The sequence below is a fragment of the Streptomyces sp. NPDC048353 genome (assembly GCF_055587165.1).
Genome location: NZ_JBVJGU010000004.1, coordinates 434,499 through 456,325, shown reverse-complemented (window position 1 = coordinate 456,325; position 21,827 = coordinate 434,499). Strand labels below are relative to the sequence as shown.

At 71.8% G+C, this 21,827-nt stretch carries 18 protein-coding genes and 1 CRISPR repeat array (1 of these 19 only partly in view); of the genes, 9 read left to right on the top strand and 9 right to left on the bottom strand.

The features are described from left to right. Positions 1-18: 18 nt before the first annotated feature. Positions 19-354 (bottom strand): hypothetical protein, encoded by a 336-nt coding sequence (locus tag ACZ6RC_RS17260; protein ID WP_469583727.1) that lies wholly within the window; start codon positions 352-354, stop codon positions 19-21. 14 nt (positions 355-368) lie between these two features. Then, positions 369-2,108, bottom strand: a complete 1,740-nt coding sequence (ctaD, locus tag ACZ6RC_RS17255; RefSeq protein ID WP_391137451.1) for an aa3-type cytochrome oxidase subunit I — start codon at positions 2,106-2,108, stop codon at positions 369-371. Positions 2,109-2,405: 297 nt separating this feature from the next. Between ctaD and ACZ6RC_RS17250 the strand changes: the two genes are divergently transcribed. The 7 genes from ACZ6RC_RS17250 (at position 2,406) to ACZ6RC_RS17220 (ending at position 7,283) form a co-directional block, all read left to right on the top strand. Then, positions 2,406-2,816 (top strand): VOC family protein, encoded by a 411-nt coding sequence (locus tag ACZ6RC_RS17250; protein ID WP_469583724.1) that lies wholly within the window; start codon positions 2,406-2,408, stop codon positions 2,814-2,816. Positions 2,817-2,956: 140 nt separating this feature from the next. Further along, positions 2,957-3,382, top strand: coding sequence for a helix-turn-helix domain-containing protein (locus ACZ6RC_RS17245; protein WP_469583721.1), 426 nt, complete (start codon positions 2,957-2,959; stop codon positions 3,380-3,382). 5 nt (positions 3,383-3,387) lie between these two features. Next, positions 3,388-4,026, top strand: a complete 639-nt coding sequence (locus ACZ6RC_RS17240) for a glyoxalase (RefSeq protein ID WP_469583719.1) — start codon at positions 3,388-3,390, stop codon at positions 4,024-4,026. Positions 4,027-4,083: 57 nt separating this feature from the next. Then, positions 4,084-4,446, top strand: coding sequence for a DUF952 domain-containing protein (locus ACZ6RC_RS17235; RefSeq protein ID WP_469583716.1), 363 nt, complete (start codon positions 4,084-4,086; stop codon positions 4,444-4,446). Positions 4,447-4,552: 106 nt separating this feature from the next. Further along, positions 4,553-5,278 carry a hypothetical protein gene (locus ACZ6RC_RS17230; protein WP_391137467.1) on the top strand — a complete coding sequence of 242 codons (726 nt, stop codon included), beginning with the start codon at positions 4,553-4,555 and terminating at the stop codon, positions 5,276-5,278. 134 nt (positions 5,279-5,412) lie between these two features. Beyond that, positions 5,413-5,928, top strand: a complete 516-nt coding sequence (locus tag ACZ6RC_RS17225; RefSeq protein ID WP_391137469.1) for a toxin-antitoxin system, toxin component — start codon at positions 5,413-5,415, stop codon at positions 5,926-5,928. 2 nt (positions 5,929-5,930) lie between these two features. Further along, positions 5,931-7,283, top strand: coding sequence for a DUF6545 domain-containing protein (locus ACZ6RC_RS17220; protein ID WP_469583709.1), 1,353 nt, complete (start codon positions 5,931-5,933; stop codon positions 7,281-7,283). Between the two features lie 43 nt (positions 7,284-7,326). Here ACZ6RC_RS17220 and ACZ6RC_RS17215 read toward each other — a convergent pair whose 3' ends face one another. Continuing rightward, positions 7,327-9,156: a trypsin-like serine protease gene (locus ACZ6RC_RS17215; RefSeq protein WP_469583706.1), complete on the bottom strand. Its 1,830-nt coding sequence runs from the start codon at positions 9,154-9,156 to the stop codon at positions 7,327-7,329. A 115-nt stretch (positions 9,157-9,271) separates the two neighbouring features. Further along, positions 9,272-9,808, bottom strand: a complete 537-nt coding sequence (locus ACZ6RC_RS17210; protein ID WP_469583703.1) for a hypothetical protein — start codon at positions 9,806-9,808, stop codon at positions 9,272-9,274. A gap of 612 nt (positions 9,809-10,420) precedes the next feature. Here ACZ6RC_RS17210 and ACZ6RC_RS17205 point away from each other — a divergent pair. Next, positions 10,421-13,810 carry an ALF repeat-containing protein gene (locus tag ACZ6RC_RS17205; RefSeq protein WP_469583700.1) on the top strand — a complete coding sequence of 1,130 codons (3,390 nt, stop codon included), beginning with the start codon at positions 10,421-10,423 and terminating at the stop codon, positions 13,808-13,810. A 287-nt stretch (positions 13,811-14,097) separates the two neighbouring features. Here ACZ6RC_RS17205 and ACZ6RC_RS17200 read toward each other — a convergent pair whose 3' ends face one another. The 5 genes from ACZ6RC_RS17200 to ACZ6RC_RS17180 form a co-directional block, all read right to left on the bottom strand. Further along, on the bottom strand, positions 14,098-14,256 hold the full coding sequence (locus ACZ6RC_RS17200) for a hypothetical protein (protein ID WP_469583698.1): 159 nt from the start codon (positions 14,254-14,256) through the stop codon (positions 14,098-14,100). Positions 14,257-14,339: 83 nt separating this feature from the next. Further along, positions 14,340-15,161 (bottom strand): FHA domain-containing protein, encoded by an 822-nt coding sequence (locus ACZ6RC_RS17195; RefSeq protein ID WP_469583697.1) that lies wholly within the window; start codon positions 15,159-15,161, stop codon positions 14,340-14,342. 102 nt (positions 15,162-15,263) lie between these two features. Further along, positions 15,264-15,722, bottom strand: coding sequence for a peptidoglycan-binding domain-containing protein (locus tag ACZ6RC_RS17190; RefSeq protein WP_469584361.1), 459 nt, complete (start codon positions 15,720-15,722; stop codon positions 15,264-15,266). Between the two features lie 584 nt (positions 15,723-16,306). After that, a complete protein-coding gene (locus ACZ6RC_RS17185) occupies positions 16,307-17,572 on the bottom strand; it encodes an RNA polymerase sigma factor (protein WP_469583695.1) in 1,266 nt (421 codons plus the stop codon). 197 nt (positions 17,573-17,769) lie between these two features. After that, the gene (locus ACZ6RC_RS17180; RefSeq protein WP_469583693.1) at positions 17,770-18,897 is read right to left on the bottom strand and encodes a heparin lyase I family protein; all 1,128 of its coding nucleotides are present in this window, start codon (positions 18,895-18,897) and stop codon (positions 17,770-17,772) included. An 870-nt stretch (positions 18,898-19,767) separates the two neighbouring features. Between ACZ6RC_RS17180 and ACZ6RC_RS17175 the strand changes: the two genes are divergently transcribed. Further along, a complete protein-coding gene (locus tag ACZ6RC_RS17175) occupies positions 19,768-20,883 on the top strand; it encodes a PucR family transcriptional regulator (protein WP_469583692.1) in 1,116 nt (371 codons plus the stop codon). Positions 20,884-20,938: 55 nt separating this feature from the next. Continuing rightward, a CRISPR array of direct repeats spans positions 20,939-21,827; the repeat unit is 29 nt; unit sequence GGGACCATCCCCGCGGGTGCGGGGAGCAG (it continues 57 nt past the right edge of the window).

Here is a 21,827-nt window from a genome sequence, read left to right as displayed (position 1 = left end):
AGCACCCCAAACCGTCGGTCAGACGAGCGTCGCGAGCCATCCCGCGGCCGCGCTCGCGACGGCCACGGCGGTCAGCGCGAGGGCGAGGGTGCGGCGCCGGAGCCGCTCGTACCGGTCGCCGTACTCGGTGCGGAGTTCGGCGATCCGGGCGGCGACGGCCCGCAGCATCTCCCTGCGGAGCGCGAGGTGTTCGTCGGCGAAGCGGCCGGCGATCTCGTCGCGTTCGAGGGGGCCGAGCCAGGTCAGGCCGCGGGCGAACTCCTCGCCCGCCCGGCGCGCTTCCTGACGGGCGGCCTGGCTCAGGAGGTACCCCTCGAGCCGGGCGAGGCCCGCGGCCGTCTCTTCGCGGTCCATCGCGCCTGCTCGTCTCAGCGCGGCGCCTGGCCGTCACGGCCGGCGTCGGGCCCCTGGTGGGTGGCGGCGGAGGGGTCGTCGAACACGTCGCGCTTGCCGTCCTTGCCCGCGTCCAGCGCGGCCATCTCGGGGAAGGAGAGGTCGAAGGCCGGCGACTCGGACCGGATCCGGGGCAGGGTGACGAAGTTGTGCCGCGGGGGCGGGCAGGAGGTCGCCCACTCCAGCGAGCGCCCGAAGCCCCATGGGTCGTCGACCCCGACCTTCTTTCCGTACTTGGCGGTCCGCCAGACGTTGTAGAGGAACGGCAGGGTGGAGAGTCCCAGCAGAAAGGCCCCGATGCTGGAGACGGTGTTGAGGGCGGTGAATCCATCGGCGTCCAGATAGTCGGCGTAGCGGCGGGGCATTCCCTCGGCGCCCAGCCAGTGCTGGACGAGGAATGTGGTGTGGAATCCGATGAACAGGGTCCAGAAATGGATCTTGCCGAGGCGTTCGTCGAGCATCTTGCCGGTCATCTTCGGCCACCAGAAGTAGAAGCCGGCGAATGTCGCGAAGACGACGGTCCCGAAGACGACGTAATGGAAGTGCGCCACGACGAAGTACGAGTCGGTGACGTGGAAGTCCATCGGCGGCGAGGCGAGGATGATGCCGGTCAGACCGCCGAAGAGGAAGGTCACGAGGAATCCGACCGACCACAGCATCGGTGTCTCGAAGGACAGGGATCCCTTCCACATGGTGCCGATCCAGTTGAAGAACTTCACGCCCGTCGGCACAGCGATCAGGAACGTCATGAACGAGAAGAACGGCAGCAGCACCGCGCCGGTCGCGAACATGTGGTGGGCCCACACCGTGACCGAGAGGCCCGCGATGGCGATCGTCGCGCCGATGAGGCCGACGTAACCGAAGATCGGCTTGCGGGAGAAGACCGGGAAGATCTCGGTGACGATGCCGAAGAACGGCAGCGCGATGATGTAGACCTCGGGGTGGCCGAAGAACCAGAAGAGGTGCTGCCACAGCAGCGCACCGCCGTTGGCCGCGTCGAAGACCTGCGAACCGAACCGCCGGTCCGCCTCCAGGACCAGCAGCGCCGCGGCGAGCACCGGGAAGGCCAGCAGCACCAGGACGGACGTCAGCAGGATGTTCCAGGTGAAGATCGGCATCCGGAACATCGTCATGCCCGGCGCCCGCATGCAGATGATCGTCGTGATGAAGTTGACGGCACCCAGGATCGTGCCGAACCCGGCGAACGCCAGCCCCATGATCCACAGGTCGCCGCCCACGAACGGTGTGTGCTCGGCGTTGTTGAGCGGCGCGTAGGCGGTCCATCCGAAATCGGCCGTGCCCTGGGGGGTGAGGATGCCGCCGAAGGCGATGAGGCCGCCGAAGAGGAAGAGCCAGTAGGAGAACATGTTCAGACGCGGGAACGCGACATCGGGAGAGCCGATCTGCAGCGGCATGATCGCGTTGGCGAATCCCGCGAAGGTCGGCGTCGCGAACAGGAGCAGCATCACCGTGCCGTGCAGCGTGAACGCCTGGTTGTACTGCTCCGGCGAAAGGATCTGGATTCCCGGCCGCGCCAGCTCGGCCCGCATGAACAGGGCCAGCACCCCGCCCGCCAGGAAGAACACGAACGACGTGATCAGATAAAGGTGCCCGATCTGCTTGTGATCGGTGGTGGTCGCCCAGGAGATGACGACCGTACCCATGCGGCGACGCCGCACGGGAGGAGCGGTTACCGGCTCGGTCGTCGTCGCCATGGAGACCTCTCGCAGAAGCGGGCACCTGATATGCGCGGGGGTGACCCACCACTTCTACGACACATTCCCCCGGCCCGCCCGCGCGCGAGACCCGTGCGTACGGGTGAATTCGCCGATCGGTCGACGTGCCCTCACGCTCGTGGTGGCCACGGCCCTTACCCGCGCGCCGGCGCCCTTCCTTCCCGGCGACGCGGGCCGGACACCCGGGAGAAGAGGGCCGGACGACCAGGCGAAGAGGACCGGACCGGTCAGGAATCGAGAAGCGCCGGCCGGTGAGCCGCGCCTAACGTGAGGGCCATGGACCTCACCATTCACACCACCGCCCTCCCGCACGTCGACCCGGACGCCTCCCTCGTCTTCTACCGCGACGCCCTCGGCTTCGAGGTACGCAACGACGTCGGCCAGGGCAAGATGCGCTGGATCACGGTCGGCCCCGCCGACCAGCCCGACACCTCCATCCTCCTGGCGCCCCCGGCCGTCGACCCCGGGATCACGGAGGCCGAGCGCCACACCATCGCCGAGATGATGGCCAAGGGGACCTACGGCTGGATCCTGCTGGCCACCCGGGACCTCGACGCCACCTTCGAGAAGGTGCGGAGCGCCGGCGCGGAGCTCGTCCAGGAGCCGACCGAGCAGCCGTACGGCATCCGCGACTGCGCCTTCCGCGACCCCGCCGGCAACCTGATCCGCATCCAGGAGCTGACCTGAGCCGAGCGGCCCGGGCCCGTGACCTGATCGGGCGCCGCTCCCCTCCATGCGAGCCCGGTGGCCGTCGCCGCACAGAGCGGTCGGTCGGCCACCGGGCCGCGCCCTTCCCCGCCCTGACCGTGGACGACAGGAGTCCCCTCATGTGCCACCCCGCGTGGGCGCGCGCCCGCGTCACCGCGCACCACCTGGCCGAACTCGCACGGCTGCGCCGCGTCCGCGACCGGATCGACCGGGAGTACGCGCGGCCACTGGACATCGAGGCGCTCGCCCGGGACATCGGCATGCCGGCCGGACAGCTCGGCAGGCTGTTCCGGGCGGCGTACGGCGACTCGCCGTACGGCTATCTGACGAGGCGTCGCATCGAGCGCGCGGCGGCGCTGCTGCGGTGCGGCGGTCTCGACGTCGTCCCGAGCGACGGCCCGGCCTCCAGGGCGCTCCCGGCGGCACGCACGGAGACGGGCCGGGCGACGGGCCTCGCGGGAGCGGGCGCACGCGCCGTCCCGGAAGGCGCACCGGAACCGGTCAGGATTCGAGAAGCCCCGGCGACCGCCCCACAACTAGCGTGAAGGACATGAACTCCCTCGCCTTCATCACCCTCGAGACGGCCGACACCGCGGCCGCCGACCGCTTCTACACCACCGCCTTCGGACTGGACGCGCGGCTGCGGCTGCGCGCCACCGAGGCTCCGACGGCCGGCTTCCGCGGCTTCGTCATGTCGCTCACGGCGTCCCAGCCGGCCGACGTCAGGAGCCTCGTCGACGCCGCGCTCGACGCGGGCGCCACCTCCTTGAAGCCCGTCACGAAGTCGTTCTGGGGCTACGGAGGTGTCGTCCGGGCCCCGGACGGCACGATCTGGAAGATCGCCACCTCGGCGCGGAAGGACACCGGCCCGGCCACCCGGCGCGTCGACGACGTCGTGCTCCTGCTGGGGGCCGCGGACGTGGCCGCGAGCAAGGAGTTCTACGTCGGGCGCGGGCTGACGGTGACCCGGAGCTTCGGCCGGAAGTACGTCGAGTTCGCGTCCGGGCCCGGCTCCGTGAAGCTGGCGCTGTACGGGCGTCGTGCGCTGGCGAAGGACGTCGGTGTCCCCGTGGACGGCACGGGGTCGCACCGGATCGTGCTCGGCGGCGCCGGCGGTGAGTCCGCCGGATCGTTCGTCGACCCGGACGGCTTCGCCTGGGAGACGGTTTCGCTCACCCCCGCCCCCTGAACGCCCCGCCCCGGCGGCGCCGCCGGGGCCCTCGGCCCCCTGCGGTATAACCGCAGCATGATCTACCACGTGGTCCCCCACCCCGAGTGGACGGCTTCTCCCGACGAGCCCTACGCCCCCGCCTCCCTCGCCGAGGAGGGCTTCGTCCACTGCTCGCCCGACGAGGCGACCACCCTCGCCGTCGTGAACGCCTTCTACCGGTCGGCGCCGCGCCCCCTCCTCGTGCTCGTCCTCGACGAAAGCCGTCTCACCGCCAGGACGGAGTGGGAGGAAGCCGTTCCGGCGCCGCCGCCGGGCGTCGCCGAAGGCACGCGGTTCCCCCATGTGTTCGGCCCGGTGGACCGCGACGCCGTCGCGCGGATCCTGCACATCACCTGGGACGGGGAAGGCCGGGCCACGGGGACGCGGCAGGCCGGCTGACGCTCCTCCCGCCCCCGGCCCCAGGTGAGAACGGCCGAGCGTTGATCGCGGATCAGCGGCGGTTGCTAGCCTGGGACGGCCCCGTTCGATGACCGATGGAGTTCGCGTGAGTGATGTACCGGCTCGGGACCTGGTGGGTACGGTGCGTCGTATCGACTCGCTGCTGGACCGCATGGGGTTGGACCGCGAGGACGTGCTGCGGGTGGAGGGCGAGGGCGGGCTCTCGTACGCCTCCGGTGTCCCGGCACAGGAGGTGCGGGAGCTGCTGAGCGGCGAGCCGCCCCTCGTGCCCGCCCAGGGCGGGGATGTCGTCGAGGCGCGCCACCGGCGCGTGGTCGAGCGGATCCTGTTCCTGCGGGCGACCCGGCTGCGGGCGGCGGCGGACGGCAGCCGACGGCCGTACACACTCGCGGAGATCGCGGTGGGCGCGGGAACCAGCGCGCAGTGGCTCGACAAGATGATCAAAACGGGCCGGGCGCCGAACCTCGATCACGCCGCGGGGATCGCCGGATTCTTCGGGGAGAAGATCGAGTTCCTGGTCGCCGAGCCCGCCGAGGCCCTGGACCGGGTCCTGCAGCAGATCCACAAGGACCTGCTGGAGCGGACCGTGGAGCGCCAGGACCAGGATCTGCGGCGGCTGCGGAACGCCGGTTCGGCCGACGAGGTGGACCCCTCGCTCGGCGTCGTCGCGTACGCCGCCCGGGCTCTGGCCGACGTGCCGGACGACACCGCCCAGCCGCTGATCGCCCTCATCGAGTCGGTCGCCCGGCGCTCGCGGGAGGAGCGTGCCAGGGAGGCGCGCGCCGCTCTGGAGACCGGTGGTGCACAATGACGTCGGGCGGGACGCGCCGGGCCGAGACCACGGCCCACCAGCGGTAACGCACAACGGGCGATGCATGGGGGGGCTGTGCATCCGGGATGAGGGACGGGTGGCAGGTCGTGGGGTTCGTGGGGGTCTCGCGTCGCATGAAGCGGCACCGTGACGAGCTGATCGGGGGTCTGCCGCAACCGGTTCCGAACGATCCGGCAGAACTGCTGAAGGCCGTGTGCGCCTCCGCGAGGAAGAGCAGCGGGCGTGAAGTGAGCCTGATGCTGGAGGAGTTCCCGCCGGACACGGTGACGGGCCTCTGGCTGGACATGGGCGACTACGACCTGGTCGCCGTCGAGGCGAACACCTCACCCCTGCACCAGCTCGTGATCCTGGGACACGAGCTGTGGCACCTCAAGGAGGGGCGCTGCGGCCACGGCGGCGCGACCGGTGCGGTGGTCGCGGCCCGCATGCTGGGCGAGCGGTGGAGCCTGGACGACGCCGTCGCCCATGTCGTCGCCGCCCGCACGGAGCCGGACCACGAAGAGGAGCGGCGCGCCGAGAAGTTCGGCCGGATGCTGGCCGACCGGTGCAGGCCCTTCCTGGAGGTCCGGCGTACCGCGTCGCCCTCCGCCGGGGTGGCCGGCCGTATCTGGACGTCGTTCCGAGGATGAGCATGCAGCAGGGTGTGAACCTCTACGTCCCCGCCGCCGCACTCGGACTCGTCCTGATCGCCAAGTTCCCTTCGCTGGTCCGGCGTCGGCACAATCCCGTGGTCCGCAGCGTCAACGCGGTGATCTTCTTCCAGGCGGCGGCGTTCTTCTTCTCGGCGCCGCCCACCATCGCGTTCGTCAACCGCTTCACCGGCATCGACAACTTCTCGGCGCTGATGGTGTACTGCCTGCTCTCGGGGTACGCGTGCGCGTGCCGGGTGCTCATGGAGAACTGGCGCGAGGACGCGCGGGTCCAGCCCCGCACCCGACGCCGGGTCAGACGGTGGATCTGGGGCCATGTCGTGGTGACGGTCCTGCTGGTGGTCTGTTTCGTCCTGGGCGAGGCGCCGGTCGAACGGCAGCGGGACTTCGAGACCTACTACGCCGACACTCCGTTCATCCGCGAGATGGTGCTGCTCTGCCTGCTCGCCTGCACCGCCGCCACGGGCGCGGCGGCGGTCGCCTGCCGGAGCTGGGCGTACGACATCCGACGGCGTTGCCCCGAGCGGAAGACCCCGGCCGGAGGTTCGCTGCGCATCGGACTCACCGTCCTGACGGTCGGTTTCCTGACCCATCTGACCTACGGGGTGGCGAAGCTCGTCTCCGTGGCGGGCGTCTGGTTCGGCCGCGACTGGGGAGCGGTCAACCAGACGGCCATCACCTTCGCCGGCCTCGGTACGGTCCTCGTCGCCGCCGGTTTCCTCATTCCCCTCGTCGGACCCTGGCTCGTCGAGCGGCTGTTCGCACCGCTGTGCGCACTCCGCGCCCTGCGTCCGCTGCGGCGGGCCGTCCGTGCCGACGGCGGTGACGGTGGCCGGATGCGTCTGGTCACTCCTTGGTACGCCGGGCCCGGCCGTCGCCTCACGGACCGGATGACCGACATCCACGACCGGATGCTGGAGCTCGGGTGGTACTGCTCGGAGGAGGAGCGGGTGCGGGCCCACGGCCGGGCGCGGCGGGCCGGGAGGTCGGAGAGCGAGAGCGTGGCGATCGGGCTGGCCGTCATGTTCACGGCCGCGGCCGAGGCGCGTGCCCGTGGCGTGCGCGCCGACCCGGTGCACGGTGCCGCCGCGGTACGGGCCCTGCGGGCCGCCGAGGCGGACCACGACAACCTGCTGGTCGGCATCGCGCGTGCCCTCGGCGATCCGGTCGCCGCTCCGGCCCCCGCGTCGGGCCGGCCCCGGGGCCGGTGGGCGGATCCGTCTCCGCCCCGGAGCGTGGACGCTCCGGGGCCGGAGGGGTACTCCCTCGGGCGCTCCCCCGCGGGGCCCGATGGCAGGGAGTCCGTGGAACCGCCGGTCATGGGGCCGGCGTGAGGGGGCGGCCCGGTGACCGGGCCGCCCCTTCGTCATCGAGCCGTCACGGGCGGGCCCACTTGGTGTTGGCGCCGCCGTTGCACTGCCACAGGCCCAGGCCGGAGCCGTTGGCCGTGGCCTGACCCCAGACGTTCAGGCACTGGCCGGGGTTGAGGACGGGGGTGATGGTGGCGTCGGCGTTGACGTTCCACTTCTGCTCGGGCCTGCCGTCACACGCCTGGACCGAGATGCCCGTACCGGCGTTGGCACCGGCGGGGGCGGTCAGGCACTTGTCGGCGACGCGCAGTTCCTTGGCCGCGGTGGCGTCCCACTGCTGGTTGGCTCCGCCCCAGCAGTCCCAGATCATCACGCCGGTGACGCCGTCGAAGTCGAGGCAGCGGCCGGACTGGGCGCCGCGCAGGGTGGCGTTGGACCAGCGGATGCCGCCGTCCTGGGCGTGCACGACGAAGGCGTTGCCCTCGACGGCGGCGTACGCGCCGGCGCCGTTCCAGGTCTCGGTGACCCAGAGGTTGCCGCCCCGGCCCTGGCCGCCGTCGGCCTTGTAGAGGACGAGGTTGCCGTCGTCCTGCATGTGGAGGTAGGAGTTCCAGCTCCAGGAGTACTTGCCCCACAGCTCACGGCCGGAGGCGGCTTCGCGGACGAGGACGTTGCCCTGGATGTCCATCACGACCACGGTCTGACCGTTGGTGAGCCAGGAGCCGGGCATGAGCTTGGCGCCGGGGTTCAGCCTGTCCCCCTGGGACGCGGTGTGCGTGGCCCACAGGAGCTTGCCGACGCCGGTGCCGCCGCCGGTCGTGAGGAAGGAGGCGATGGTGACGTCTCCGTCGGACTGCAGGGCCAGGCGGGCGCCGGGGTTGTTGTGCGTCCGCGACGACCACAGCGCACTGGTCGGGTCGGTCTCCTGGGCGTCCTTCTTGTAGACGACGAAGTTGCCGTCCGCCTGCATCTTGGCGTACGCGCCGGGGTTGCCGCTGGTGCCGGAGACCCACAGGGCGCTGCCCTGGTTCTCGCCGCCGGTGCGGTGGTACACGACGAGGTCGCCGTTGGTCTGCATGACGAGCTTGGCGTTGTCCGACGAGATGGTCGCACCGGACCGGAGGATGTCCCCGGCCTTGAGGGTCACGGGGCGCTTCTTGACGGTGTCGATCCAGGACGCGAGGTCGTCGGCGCGTGCGGCGACGGCTCCCTTGCGGGTCTCCGTGGTCGGCATGCCGAGGCATCCGCCCTGCCAGGAGCGGCTGTTGACGCCGATCAGCTTGCCGGCGGCGTCGAGCACCGGGCCGCCGGTGTCGCCCTTGCACAGGACGTCGGTCCCGTTGGCGGAGTCGATGCCCAGGTCGCCCGCGGTGACGTTCTTGATGGTGAAGGCGCTGGTGTGGAGCTTGTCCGGGACCCATTCGGTCTTGGTGCGGCCGAAGCCGGAGGCGGACACCTGGGCGCCGGCGACGGGTGCCGCCGCGGCGAGCTTCACCGGCGCGATGTCCCGCACGGAGCGGTCCAGACGGGCCAGGACCAGGTCCCGGTCCGTACGCGGGACCAGATCGACGATCTCGCGTACGGTGCCGCCGTTCAGGGTGGCGGTGGTGGGGCGGGCGGGCTTGCCCGCGGGCACCGCCTCGCCGGGCCGCTCGGCGAAACAGCTGGCGGCGGTGGCCAGCCACAGCTCGTCCACGAGCGTGGCGGTGCAGGCGCGGTTCTCGGGCCACGCGCCGACCGAGAGCTGGGCGGTGTGGGTGAGCGTCCCGGCCGCGGCGGGGGCGCCGGCGGCGGCCTGCGCGGTGCCGGTGAGGCCGGCGAGCGCGAGGGGAGCGGAGAGCAGAGCCACGCCGAGGGCGGCGCGTATGGAGGGTCTTGCGGTGTGCTGACGCTTCATGTCACTTCCTGGAAGCAGGGCGGGAGCCGGAGGGCGGGGACGTCGGGCGTCCCTGTGCGGGTGGGCGGTGGGCCCGGCGAAGGGGCCGGGTCCGGAGGACCGGTCGTCACGGCGCCTACGCGCCGGTGCGGATCTCCATGAGCACGTGCTCGCGGCCCTCGGGGTCGACGCTCTCGCCGACCGGGGTCCACGTGTTCTTCTTGATGGTGAAGGTCTTCTCCTCGTCACCGACGGTCATGTCGACCTCGGCGGACTGGCCGCTGCCACGGATCGAGAAGACGGCCGGGACCTCCAGGGCCAGGTAGCCGCGGGTGCCGGTGACCTTGAAGCAGAACCGCTCCTCGTTCGCCCGCGTCCAGACCTCCATCAGGCCCGGGGCGCTGTCGCAGGCGGCGAGGACGATGTGGCCGTCGCCGCGCTTGAGGGTGAGCTTCCGCTCGGCGAGGATCTTGTCGGCGTCGGGATAGCCGAAGTCCTCGACGGCGAAGCCCGGGCCCTCCTCGGCGACGGCCTTCATGGCGACGGCGCCGGCGGCCCGCGTGTTCGCGTCCGTCGGTCCGGCGGACGTTCCGCCCGCGGTCGCCAGCCATGCCAGGGTGCCCGCCGCCGTGGCGACGGCCACGGTGCGGACGAGTGTTCTGAGTGCCTTCATGCCTGTTCCAGTCGTCGGTTCCGGTCCTGCCCGGAAGAGATGTGCCGTACGGATGTGAAGGCTCTTGTCAGCCAACAGGAGATGCGGCAAAGGCATCTCACTGGGGAAGCCCCCAACTTCGTGCCGGATCCTAACCGATCGACCAGCACATAAATCAAGTCCGCAGAAACGAGCATGACGTTTCATCAATGAAATTCCGCTGCCCGACGGGCGACCGGACATCGCGGTGACGTCGCGCGAACAGGGGCCGTACGGGGGCGGTTTCCCGTCATCACAGGGGCACACCCGGGCCTCCGCAGGCGTGAGGTGCCTCACAAGCCCCTGGGGTTTCAACTGGCGTAATGCACCGCTTCGTTCCCCTTCCGTCCGGTTTCTTGGGTCAGTTTCAGTCACCTCCTGGCCGATTCAAGTCCGTTGGATAAACGGAAGTTGATTCCTCATCAACTAGCGTCTGGTCATCGTCGTGCAGGCCACGTATGGTCATGCCGCGCACCCCTCGGGTCCTCCATGTCTGCCATGGCCCGACGAATAGGAACCCGATTCACACCTGCAGTCCTGGCTCGGGCCGCATTGTTTTGCGGGTGTGCCAGGCGTCGAAAGCGAAGGACCGTTTTGGACACCACCTACTGGAGTAGACGGCGCATTATCGGCGCCATCGCGGCCACCACGGCCGTGGTCACCACTTCCAGCCTCGTACTCAATCCCGTGGCCACCTGGGCCGATACGCCGACGCCGGGTGACGGCGACGGCGATCCGTTCCTGCTGCCCGACACCGAGCGGGCGAAGGTCGTCAAGGAGTGGATGCTCGGGGGCCCGGCCGTGCGCGCGGCGGCCGCGGTCGCCCTGGCCGGCTCCGACGCCGACGTACGGAACTTCCTCGACGTCAGGCTCGCCATCGAGACGGCCGAGGACAACCGCGCCGCCGTCCTGAGCGGCCTCGCGGTCGGCGGCAAGGGCACCCGACGAGCGGCGACGGCGGCGATCAACGGCGGCGACGCCACCATCTCCGCATACCTCGACGGCGGTTTCCGGGCGGCCTTCCTGGAAGACCTCCGCGTGGCCACCGCCACGGTGATGGGCCAGGGCGGCAAGGCCGTCAACCGCTCCGGCAGCGCGGCCCTCGACGACGGCTCCCAGGCGGCGCTCGAGGCGTTCCTGACCGCCGGTCAGTACAGCGCCCGGCTGCAGGACATGCGCTTCGACGTCTCGAAGATGCTGGTGCAGGCCGGACCGGAGGTGCAGAAGTACGCCGACCGGGCCCTGTCCGGCACGGAGTCCGACGTCGAGTGGTTCCTCGACACCGGCCAGCACATCGCCCGCGCCCGTGACCAGGAGCGGGCGACGATCGAGGAGCTCGTCGCCGTCGTCACCCGCGAGGGCAAGAAGGCCGACGCGAAGACCAAGGAGGCCGAGGAGGCCTCCGCCCGCGCCGTCGAGGCGGCGGGCAAGGCCAAGGAGGCCGCCGAGAAGGCCGCTGCCGAGGCGCAACTGGCCCAGGACGACGTGGTGAAGGCCGGCAAGGCAGCCCGCAAGGCCGGGGACGCCGCCCGGGGCGCGGCCGACGCGGCCCGTGTCGCGATCAACGCGTCCCACGCCGCCGTCCAGGCGTCCCGCCGTGCCTCGTACGCCGCGGCCGCCGCCGGTCAGGCCGCCGCCAACGCCGGTTCCGCCGCCGCCCGCGCCTACCACGCCGCCATCGCCGCCTCCAAGGACGCGCGCCATTCCGGCCTGGCCAGGGACGCCGCCATCGCCGCCCGGAACGCCGCGGCCCGGGCACGGGACGCGGCTGCCGCCGCCGACCAGGCCGTCCTCGCCTCGCAGGCCTCGGCCGGCGCCGGCGCCGCTGCCGCCTCCGCCGCCCGCAACGCGACCGCGGCCGCCAACGCCTCGGCGGACGCCGCCGCGGCCTCGGGCGTCGCGCAGGCGCAGGCCGCCGAGGCCCGGCGGCAGGCGCAGATCGCGGGCAGCAACGCCGCGATCGCCACCAACGCCGCCGGGACCGCGCAGGCGCTGGCCAACGCATCGGCGGCCGCCGCCCGTACCGCCCGCGACGCCGCCAACAGCGCCGCCGCGCACGCGGAGAAGGCCGCGGACGCCGCCGAGTGGGCGGTGCAGTACGCCGGCCAGGCGGTGGAGTACGCCAACAAGTCCACCGAGTTCGCCAACGAGGCCACGACCGCCGCCAACGCCGCCGCCGAGGCGGTCGTCAAGGCGGTCGACGTGGAGAAGGCCGCGCGCGAGGCCGAGTGGAAGCGCCTGGACGAGGACACGCAGCGGGCGATCGAGGAGGTGCGCCAGCTCGCGCGGATCGAGACACAGGAGCGGGCCGAGACCGAGCGCAAGCGGTCGCAGGCCGAACAGACCGACCAGGCGACGAAGGACCTCATCGCCCAGGCCGAGGCAGCGCTGCGGGCGGGGGACGCCGCGAAGGCCGCTGCCGTCGGGCGCAAGGCGGCCCTCGCCCTGATGGAGTCCAAGGGCAGCTGGTCCCAGGAGGCCGCGCGGTTCGCCCTGGCCGGCACGGACTCCGAGGTCCACGCCTGGATCGAGGTCGACCGGCAGATCGCGCAGCGCCAGGACGACCGCGAGACCGCCCTCTACATCGCGCGGACCTCGCCGCCGGCCGTCGCCCTCGCCGCGGCCGCGGCGCTGGAGAGCACGAATCCGGACGCCGTCACGACGTTCCTCGCCACGGGCGCGGTGCAGGCCGCCGCGATGGACAACCGTGTCGCGGTCAACCGGGTGCTGGCCGAGAACCCCGGCCGCGCGGTCACGGCGGCTGCCAACGCGGCCCTGGACGCGGGGACCGCCCAGGCGCTGTACGAGTTCCTCACCGTCACCCTCGAGAAGGCGCTGCGCGAGGACGACGCGGTCGCCACCGCGAGCCTCCTCCACACCGGGGGCCGCTACACCCAGGCCCACGCCCAGGTGGCGATGGAGGGCCCGTCGTGGATGCGTCGCAACTTCATCGCCACGGCGCAGTACGACTCGGCGCAGCTCGACCACGACTCCGCCACCCACATCGCCGCGATGCAGGGCGCGATCGCCGCGGCCGCGAAGATCGCGCACAAGGCGCAGGAGGACGCGGCCCGCGCGCAGGAGGCCGCGGCCACCGCCCGCAACGCGGCGAACGAGGCCCGGCAGTGGGCCGACAAGGCCGTGGCATCGGCCGCGCAGGCCGCCACCGCGGCGGACAAGGCGAACGGTCTGGCGAACGACGCCGAGCAGTCGGCGAAGAACGCCCAGGCCTCCGCCGAGCAGGCCAAGAACGCGGCCTCCAACGCCCGTGTCATGGCGCGGTCGGCGAACTTCGCCGCCACCCGTGCGCTGGCGTCGGCGCGCAGCGCGATCGCCTCCGCCAACTCCGCCCAGGCTTCGGCCGCCCGGGCCCGGGCCTCGGAGTTCGAGGCCAACCAGAACCGGGACACGGCCGCCGCCGCGGCGAGCCAGGCCTGGCAGATCGAGGGCGAGAAGCGGCGCGCCGAGGTCGCGGCCAGGGCCCGGGAGGCCGCCCAGGAAGCGCAGGCGGCCAAGGCGGCCGGCATCAACCCGTGCAACGTCGCCGACTACGACACCGTCAAGACCGACATCGAGCCGGGCAGCGCGAAGTGGTGGGCGGAGTTCACCCACTCGGCCGCCGTGGTCGCGGGGTTCGCCGGCGTGGGTGTGGGGCTCGTCGGGATCGGCGTCGGCCTCTTCGCCCCTCCCATCGGCGCGCTCATCCTGGCCGCGGGCTTCGGGATCGGCGTCGGTGCGGCCATCCTCGACGTGACCAGCGCGGTCTTCTACGGGGTCGGATACGGCTGGCGGAGCCAGGAGTTCAAGAAGCAGGCCGCGGTCGCGGGCCTCAGCGTCCTGATGCTCGGCCAGTCCCGCTGGATCAACGGCGCGGCACACCTCTCCAAGAAGGGCGCCCACGCGGCGCACGAGCTCTCCCAGGTGGCGCAGGAAGCGGTGTCGCCGATCGTCAGCTGGCTCAGCGGAAAGAAGAAGAAGCACTGACGCGCACGCCGCGGCGGGCCGTGCGTGACACGGCCGGCGCGGGAGCGCGATAGACGCGGCGGCGTGCCGCGCGTAAGGCGCCTGGTCCGGGCATGTGCCCGGACCAGGCGCTTGCGCATGGCCGCGCGGAGCGGTACGGCGGTGCTGGCGGGGTGCTCGCTGCCGTGGTCGGCAGCCGCCCCGGACGGCTCGACGGCGCTGCCCGCGGGCCGCCGGCTCGACGGCGATCTCCTGGAAACGGCGGGATCCGCGCCGGGGCCAGGCGGGCCGCCCGCCGCGGGGCGAGGCTAGAAGAGGGCGTCCTGGTCGGGTTCCTGGCGGGGCAGATCGGGAACGTCCTCGCCGCGCCACTTCGCTTCCAGGTGCTTGCGCCAGCCCTGCGGCGGGGGATGCGGGATGCCCCACTCCGCAAGCTGTTTCCTCGTCCACCCACCGTTCTCGGTCATGGCGGCGGTCACTTCGTCAGGTGAAGGTATGTAGTTCGGCACGTGCTCATCATGCCGAGCCTGGATGCCTCCTGGGCCTGCCTTCACGGCGTTCGACCGAAGCGGACGGTGATCCTGGTCCATGCGCCGATGTGCACGTGGTCGCCGTCGCGGAGGGGGACCGGGACGTACGGTTGGATCGGTTCCTCGGCGCCGTTGACGGTGGTGCCGTTGGTGGAGTTCTGGTCCATCACCGCCCAGGTTCCGTCGGGACGCCGGACGAGCATCGCGTGCTGGTGGGAGACGCCCGGGTCTTCGAGGGGCGCCGACAGGTCGATGTCCGGGGACTCGCCGTAGGAGACGCGCCGACGTCCGATGGTGATCTGTCCGCCGGAGAGCACGAGGTGCCGCTCGGGAACATCGGCGGGCAGCTTCAACCCGGCCGCCTCCGGGCCGCTTTGCCGCATCATCGCCGTGAAGTAGGAGCGGTCGGGGCCCACCGTCGCGCTCCAGGCGCCGCCTCCGTAGGACGGAACCTGACTGTCGGACGCGTATGGCTGCTGATACTGATGCTGCAAGGGCTGCTGGTACTCCTGCTGATACTCCGGTCCGAGGTGCTGCTGCGCGTACGGGTGCTGCTCGGGCCCGGTCGGTGGGAGCAGCCGGCCCGCCTCATGCCCGAGCGGCTCGGCCCGCCCATCCGTCGGGAAGGTGTACCCGCACGCCCCGCAGAACGGGGCCGCGACCTCGCGCGGGGTCCAGCACGACGGGCACCACTCCGCCGGCGCGGTCGGCTCGCCGGCCGTAGGAAAGCCGTGACCGAAGGCAGGCTCGGCGGACGTGCTCAGGGCGGCCGTCGTGGGGTTGCCGCAGACCTCGCACCAGTACGCGTCAGCGGACCAGTGCCCGTTCGGACAGGTGTGCATGGCGACGGTTCCCCTTTCTCCTCGGGTCATCGCACCGGGTCTTCATCCTTCCGGGCTTCTTCACCCCTAGGCGGGCCGCCGCCACCTCCGGGAGAGTGGCCCCTACCCCTCGAGCGCCCGACGGGTCGCCGGCCCGTAGGTGCCCCGCTTGTCGTCGTCGATGCCTCGTATCGACTGGTATTGCGACACGGCATGCCTGAGTGCCCCGCCGAATCGGCCATTGATTCTTCCCTTGTACAGGCCTTTCTTAGCCAGCAGTCGCTGCAGCTTCGTCACCGCGGGCCCGGAGTCTCCGTACGTGAGGCTCGGCGCCTGCGGAGCCGGCGGCTGGTGGGCGGGAGGACCATCCGTGCTCCGGGACGGGTTCGGCGGAGCAGTCGGTGACGCCTGAGGGGATGAGGCGGACGGGGACGCGGACACCGTAGGGGATCCACTCGGGGACGCAGAGCGCGAAGCCGAAACCGTGGGCGGAGCCCCGGAGGCTTTGGCGGAGCGTGTCGGGAAGGGCACGGGAGCCGCCGTGCGCACTACGGGAGCCGACGGTTTGATCTCCGAGAGCATGACGTCGTCACCGGAGGAATCCGGCGCCAACAGCGCCATGGCCGTCCCGCCGACCGTGATCACCGCGACGGCGCCGGCGACGAGCGCAGGCGGCACCAGTCGCCGGGAGGTCCGGCCTGTCGGCTTCTTGGAACGGCAGCCCGCCCCCGACGGGCGCGCCGTCGGCCCGCCCGCTCGCGGGGCCTGCTCGGGGATCGCCCGGAGCCGAAGCGTGTCGTCGTCGCGCGGGGCGGTCTCCCCGGCTTCGGGCAGCTGTTCCTGTTCCGGTGGTACGGACGCCCCAGTCCCCTGGGGGTCTTGTGGGAGCGGTGCCACCGCCCCCAGTACCGGCTGGGCGGACGCCATGACCTTCGCCTCGCCGGGGTCGGTCAGCGTCACGTAGGGACGGATGCGCATGGGGTCGAAATCCGCACCCGTCGCACATACGCAGTCGGCACCGGCAGCTCCGCAGTCCGGACAACGTCCACCACTCACTACATTCCCTCCCTGGGCCATAACCGGCCGTGACGCCGGCCGCTGCCGCAACCGGTCTGCTTCCTCATCTCTTCTGCGGAGCCCGCGGTGATCCACCGCGCCCCCGCCGATCACCACACCCCCGCGTCCAAGCCGCCGCCGGAACCGGAGCCCCGCTCGCGGCCGGCGGGAGCCGTCGGGGTACGCGACGGGGTACGCGTCGAGGTCGGGGGCAGCGGCGCGGTCGGCCTTGCGGTGACCGATGCGGAGCTGGAGGGGAGTGAGGTGGCGGTGGGCGAGGCGGAGGCGGTGCCGGACACGGATGTGCTGACGACCACCGCCGGTGTCGCATCGCTCGGGACCGAACGGGGGGTGGCGGCCGTCCTGGCGGGTACGGCGGGCCGGTCGCCGCGGTTGTTGTCGGCCTCGGCCGGCAGCAGGGCGACCGCGGCGGTGGTCGCCGCTCCCGCCACGGCCATCACGGCGGCCCATTTCACGGCGCCGGCCTTCGCCCCGGCCAGCTGGGTCCCCTTCAGCGTTCCTGCGGCGAGCTGGGCGCCGTTCTCGCCCAGGGTCGTCACGAAGGAGGCCGGTTTCCACAGCAGGATGCCGCCCAGCAGCAGCGTCCCCAGACGGCCGTTGAGGTCACGCAGGTCACGCTCGGCGCGTGCGCAGTCGTGGCATGCCTGGAGGTGGCGGCCCAGGTCCCGGGTGCGGCGCCTGCCGGGCCGACGGAGCATCGTGGCGATCTGCCCGCCGTAGTACCTGCACTCCTCACTCGCGCTCTGGTCCAGGTGGGCGCGCAGGTACGCCTCCCGCAGGCCTTCCCGCGCACGCGCGGCCAGCGAGCCGACGCCTCCCGCCGATATCCCGAGGCGTCCGGCGGTCTCGGCCGCCGGCTCGCCCTCGACGACGGAGTGCCACAGCGCGGCCTGCCAGCGCTCCGGCAGCGACCGGTACGCCCGCAGGACCAGGGATGCCTCCTCCACCGAGAAGACGGCCTCGACGGCGTCCTGTCCGTCCGGGAGCTGCCCGACCCATTCCTCGAAGTCCTCGGACAGCCGCCTGCGGGCACCCTCCCGCATCCAGGCCGCCGCCAGGCGCCGCACACAGGTCAGCAGGTACGGCCGCCAGGCGTGCTCGGGCCCGGCGCCCCAGGCGACGGCCCGGTAGGTACGCGCGAAGGCCTCGGCGGCGAGGTCCTGGGCGGTGGAAAGATCCCGGCAGCATGTACGGGCGTAGGCGAGCACCGAGGCATGGTGACGGGCGAACACCTCGGCCATCACGTCGTCGACGCCGGCGTCGGATCCCAAGGTGTGCCCGCGCAACAAGGCGCACAGCTCCCCGTCACTCAGGCTGCGAAGCTCCTGCTGACGGGCAGTACCCGGCGTATTCACCACGTGCTCCTGTTCGGCTCGTTGACGACCCACATGTCGGCTTCCCCGGGGACCACGCCCCCGTCGTGGTGCAGCCCGATCACTCAGTGCGCCTGTTGATGTGGTGGGGTGATGCGGGGCGCTGCGGGCAGGGAATGTCCTGGTGGCCGTTGCCGGCCACCAGGACAGCGGGCGATAGGGACCACACCCGCCTGCGATCACCCCTTCCGGCCGCCGGCCAGGAGCCGTGCCACCTTGGCGCGGCGACGGAAGACGAGGACGAGGCCGGCGGCGAGCAGGATGCTGCCGGAGGCGAGGATGATCGGGGTTCGGCTGGAGACGCCGGTCTCGGCCAGGGGTTTGACATCGTTGCCGGTGTCTTCGTCGGATCCCGTGTCCATGGGGATGTCCTCCGTGGCGTCGGGTGCCGAGCCCGGCGCGGCCGGTCCCGCCGCGGTAGCCGACGCGGATGCCTGCGCCGACGGGGATTGCGACGTGCCGGGTCCGTCGGGCGCGGGAGCTGCCGGACTGTTCGCAGAAGGCTTGGTCGGCGGCGGTACGACGGCTCCCCGCCTGATCGCGGTGATGGTGACGTCGTCGTAGTAGTTCACCACGGCCGCTGTGCCGCCTGCCTTGTGCCCCTTCCAGGCCTGCCAGTTGGGTCGGTACAGACCGATCTTGTGGTAGGGGGCGGTGTCCTGGTGATAGCTGTTGGGACCGCGGTGCGCCCCCACGTGAGCCCCGTTGAGCCGGGCGGTGATGGAGCCGGTGGTGGCGGCGGTGGACCAGGTGATGTCGAACGACCACTGGTTCCAGTGTCCGAACCGTACCGGTCCGAGGTCGTACTTGACCTCGTGCGCCGGCTTGCCCTGCTCCGCCTTCTCCGAAGCGCTCTTCCAGTGGACGATCATCATCCAGCGGTCGCCCTTGACGGCGAGGACGACGGCGGGATAGGTGCCCGCCCCGCCGTGCCACTGGGAGACGATGGTCTGGGCGTCGAAGCGGATCCAGTTGCCGGGCAGGTAGTTGGCGAAGGTGTACCGGTAGCTGCCGTAGGGCACGCGCGCGGTGGCTATCTCGGTGCGGTAGGACTTCCCGTCGTCGGGCATGGCGAACCTGACGGCCTTGCCGCCGCGCCCGCCGGGCGCGGCCTTGACGTCCACGCTGCCCGTGCCGTCGATGCCCTTGCGGGGGAACGCCGCAGTGGATCCGGACTCGAACCCGTCCTTGAACGGGAGGGGAGTCAGCGCACGGTCGGCTACGGCCTCGGTCGCCCCCAACCCCACCACCGACATGGCCGCCAGGACCGCCCCGACCCGACGTGTGCGGCTGTAACGCTGGAACATGGACCGTCCTTGAGATGAGGGGGAGGAGGGGCGACCTGCGGCCGCGCCGATCAGCGGTCGCGGAACGCGGGGAAAACGACTGCCGCCCACGGGCCCGCCACGCACGACCGATCGCTATCAATCAGAACCCGACACCGTCGCGCATATAAGCACATGAGCTCAACATGCTGAGGAGTCACGTGCATGCGGACGGGTGAGATCCGCTTGCAGCGGTGCGGCGCACCCGACCCACGAGGAGGCGTGTGCTGGTACGTCTTGCCCAGGGCAGTACATCCGTCCCGAAGGGGCGGCGCTGCCCCCAACCGGAATTCGCGCAAGTGTGCACTCGCGCAGGGTCGCAGGCAACCGCGTACTCATCGGCGTGACAAAGCGGCGAAGACCTGCCGAAGCGGGTGACCGCCGGATGGGGCTGGGCGAAACAGGTTCGATACGACCACCGACGACCTCTGCCCGCACGCGGCAACAACCCCACGGCAAGCGGCTGTTGATCTTGCGGTCCCGCCCCGCAACCGGGATGCGACCGATGCCTGTCATCGCGACGCCACGCCGGGGACAGCGGCAGCACTCCCCCGCCGACGCCCTCGGTTTTGGAGATTTCTCCGCCCCCAGGCTCTCAGTCGGTCAGGAGAAACACACGAACCGGAATGTCCTGCGCGCCCACCGAGAGAGTCACGTCCACCCTGCGCTGAAGCACGAGGAAGGTCTCCCACTCCACGGCGGAGTTCACCTCTCGCCCGCCGCCCCGACTCTCGAAGGTAAAGATCAGGCAATGTCGCAGGACGGTAGGTGCCGGGCGCTCTCCCGGAAGGAGTACGAGGCGCTCAACTCCCCACGCCGGGACAGGGCCCGCATCTTGGAAGCGAGGGAACCATGTCCACCTCTCTGAACCGCAGCCGGCCCCATCCACGCGGCGAAGGGGTCCAGTCCCTGCGCGAGGAACTGCCCGCGCTGGCCGCGGGGATGGTGCAGGCACTGCGCGACACCATCCCCGGCTTCCCCACGCACGTCGAGGACATCGACGACGAAGTCGTCAGACAGCACGTGGAGTCGGCCCTGCTCACCGCCCTCGGTTGCCACGAACCCTTGGCTACCCGACAGTTTGGCGGCATACCTGGGCAGCGGAACGCGCGCGACAGCGGCCCGTTGCCTCGCCTCAGGGCGGTCACCTCCCAGGGATGCGAGACAAGGCCCGAACCCGCTCGCCGAGAGCTCTTCGCCTCTCTCACCTCCGACACGCCGATGTCCGAGACGGCCCTGACCGAGCTGGCCGGGGCGGCCCGCTGGCCCCTGCCCGACTACGTCCGGGTCATCGCCCTGGCCTCACCCGGCGAGACCCGGCGACTGGCGGCCGTTTTGGACGACGCCCTGGCCGGCCTGGTCGGCGGGCGGCCCTGCCTGCTGGTCCCCTCCCCCGACCCGGAGGCCCGCACCACACTGGAGAACACGCTGCGCGGTCGGGTCGCCGCCGTCGGGCATCCGGTTCCACCGCGCGACACCGCGTCCTCCCGGCGCTGGGCCGTGCGGCTGCTCGACCTCATCCCCACCCCGTCGGCTCCGGACGCGCGCGTCGTCTTCGTCGATGACCACCTGTCGTCCCTGATGCTGCTCCAGGACGAACACCTGGCCCACGCGTTCGCCGCACGCCGCCTGCGACCCCTGGCGGACCTCACACCTGATCAGAGCGAGCGCCTCGAAGACACCCTGCTCGCCTGGCTGGAGCGCGGTGGCGCACCCGAGGCCGCGAAGGCCCTGGGCGTGCACCCCCAGACCGTCCGCTACCGCCTGCGGCAACTGCAGAAACTCTTCGGCCCCGACCTGCACCACCCTCGCGCCCGCTTCGATCTGCAACTGGCCCTGCACACCAGACGCCTCATGGCCCAGACCCAGCACCGGCGTCCCGGGGCGACCCGCGCGGCCCGCGCGGTGCCGGCGGAGTTCCGCCCACCGCAGGACGCGGCGCGGATGGCCCGGGTCAACGGGTTGTAGTCCCAGGGGTGACGACTCCCCTGGCGACGGCCTGCACGAACTCGGGGCACTTCGGGGGGACAACCCCGCGGGTGCGGGGAGCAGCAGTTCAGCCGCATGCAGACCGCGGGCTCGACGGGACCATCCCCGCGCGTGCGGGGAGCAGACCTTGTTGAGACTGGCTGCGGCCGTCGTGGGGGTACCATCCCCGCGGGTGCGGGGAGCAGGTGATTTTCAGCCTGCGCTCGGACTCCGGGCAGGGACCATCCCCGCGGGTGCGGGGAGCAGCACGGCGAGGAGCTGGCCGCCGCGCTGGAGATGGGACCATCCCCGCGGGTGCGGGGAGCAGGGGAGTCCCGCGAACTCCCCGGGGTGCGGGCCGGGGACCATCCCCGCGGGTGCGGGGAGCAGTACGCGGGCAGCGAGGACGTTGGCGGGCTCCGGGGACCATCCCCGCGGGTGCGGGGAGCAGGGTGATGTCGTGACGCTGCTCATCGAGGCCGGGGGACCATCCCCGCGGGTGCGGGGAGCAGCGGACGGGGATGCTGGGGACCTCCCCCGGGGGGGGCACCATCCCCGCGGGTGCGGGGAGCAGGGCTGCTCGTCGCCTCGCTCGGTCACCTTGCCGGGACCATCCCCGCGGGTGCGGGGAGCAGAGCTCCACCCGGTACCCGCCAACGAAGTTGTCGGGACCATCCCCGCGGGTGCGGGGAGCAGAGCAGCTGCTCGTACAGGCAGTCGGCGGTGTCGGGACCATCCCCGCGGGTGCGGGGAGCAGGATGTCGACCTGCACGACACCACGATCCGCCGGGGACCATCCCCGCGGGTGCGGGGAGCAGGATGTCGGCGAGGTCTTTGGGACGGCGGGCCAGGGACCATCCGCGCGGGTGCGGGGAGCAGGTCTGCGCGACAGCCGCCGCATACCCCTGGTCGGGACCATCCCCGCGGGTACGGGGAGCAGCTGG

Excerpts from the sequence above, each read along its gene's own strand:
- ACZ6RC_RS17260 (WP_469583727.1), bottom strand. The coding sequence starts at position 354 with ATGGACCGCGAAGAGACGGCCGCGGGCCTCGCCCGGCTCGAGGGGTAC.
- ctaD (WP_391137451.1), bottom strand. The coding sequence starts at position 2,108 with ATGGCGACGACGACCGAGCCGGTAACCGCTCCTCCCGTGCGGCGTCGC.
- ACZ6RC_RS17250 (WP_469583724.1), top strand. The coding sequence starts at position 2,406 with ATGGACCTCACCATTCACACCACCGCCCTCCCGCACGTCGACCCGGAC.
- ACZ6RC_RS17245 (WP_469583721.1), top strand. The coding sequence starts at position 2,957 with ATGTGCCACCCCGCGTGGGCGCGCGCCCGCGTCACCGCGCACCACCTG.
- ACZ6RC_RS17240 (WP_469583719.1), top strand. The coding sequence starts at position 3,388 with ATGAACTCCCTCGCCTTCATCACCCTCGAGACGGCCGACACCGCGGCC.
- ACZ6RC_RS17235 (WP_469583716.1), top strand. The coding sequence starts at position 4,084 with ATGATCTACCACGTGGTCCCCCACCCCGAGTGGACGGCTTCTCCCGAC.
- ACZ6RC_RS17225 (WP_391137469.1), top strand. The coding sequence starts at position 5,413 with ATGAAGCGGCACCGTGACGAGCTGATCGGGGGTCTGCCGCAACCGGTT.
- ACZ6RC_RS17220 (WP_469583709.1), top strand. The coding sequence starts at position 5,931 with ATGCAGCAGGGTGTGAACCTCTACGTCCCCGCCGCCGCACTCGGACTC.
- ACZ6RC_RS17215 (WP_469583706.1), bottom strand. The coding sequence starts at position 9,156 with ATGAAGCGTCAGCACACCGCAAGACCCTCCATACGCGCCGCCCTCGGC.
- ACZ6RC_RS17210 (WP_469583703.1), bottom strand. The coding sequence starts at position 9,808 with ATGAAGGCACTCAGAACACTCGTCCGCACCGTGGCCGTCGCCACGGCG.
- ACZ6RC_RS17200 (WP_469583698.1), bottom strand. The coding sequence starts at position 14,256 with ATGACCGAGAACGGTGGGTGGACGAGGAAACAGCTTGCGGAGTGGGGC.
- ACZ6RC_RS17195 (WP_469583697.1), bottom strand. The coding sequence starts at position 15,161 with ATGCACACCTGTCCGAACGGGCACTGGTCCGCTGACGCGTACTGGTGC.
- ACZ6RC_RS17190 (WP_469584361.1), bottom strand. The coding sequence starts at position 15,722 with ATGCTCTCGGAGATCAAACCGTCGGCTCCCGTAGTGCGCACGGCGGCT.
- ACZ6RC_RS17180 (WP_469583693.1), bottom strand. The coding sequence starts at position 18,897 with ATGTTCCAGCGTTACAGCCGCACACGTCGGGTCGGGGCGGTCCTGGCG.
- ACZ6RC_RS17175 (WP_469583692.1), top strand. The coding sequence starts at position 19,768 with ATGTCCACCTCTCTGAACCGCAGCCGGCCCCATCCACGCGGCGAAGGG.